The 718-nt window shown below is 46.4% G+C and carries 1 pseudogene; it reads left to right on the forward strand.

Going from position 1 to position 718, the window contains the following annotated elements:
- Positions 1-718, forward strand: a pseudogene (locus A3756_RS21715) (antiporter); the annotation flags it as partial.

The raw sequence follows: 718 nt of genomic DNA on the forward strand, positions 1-718 counted from the left end.
CTCATGCTACCTGCAGCCGGTACAGGTATCGCGCTGTCTAACCCTGAAACACCTTTCTGGGTTTTCCAGGCACTAGCGCTTCTATCTGGCTTTGGTGGTGGTAACTTCTCATCTTCAATGTCAAACATCAGTTTCTTCTTTCCTAAGAAGCAGCAGGGCTTGGCGCTAGGTTTGAATGCGGGTCTGGGTAACTTTGGTGTTACTACGATGCAGATTCTGGTTCCATTGGCGATGACTGTTGGCATGTTCGGCGCACTAGGCGGCGAGTCAATGACGCTAGTTAATACTTCAGGTACCTTGATCGGTAAGATTCCTGCAGGTACTGAAGCATGGATTCAAAATGCAGGCTTCGTGTGGTTGCTCTTCCTGATTCCTCTCGCACTTGCTGGCTGGTTCGGTATGAATAACTTGCGTGAAGACCACATTTCGCCAAGTATTCCTGGCCCTGTTGGTTCTTTCGGCTTAATTTCAATGATGTTGCTGGTTGGCTTTGCTTGTGCAATCTTCGGCCTATGGTTGATGCTTCCTGAGAAAGTGGGTGGTTCAGGTTTTGGTGTAAGTAAGTGGATCGTATTACCTATTGTTATCGCAGCGACAGTATTTGCTTTGAAAGCGATTCCAGGTCAGATCGGTGAGAGCTTAACGCGTCAGTACAAAATCTTTGATAACAAGCATACTTGGGCAATGACAGTTATTTATACAATGACTTTTGGTTCAT

This window comes from Oleiphilus sp. HI0086, from assembly GCF_001635225.1.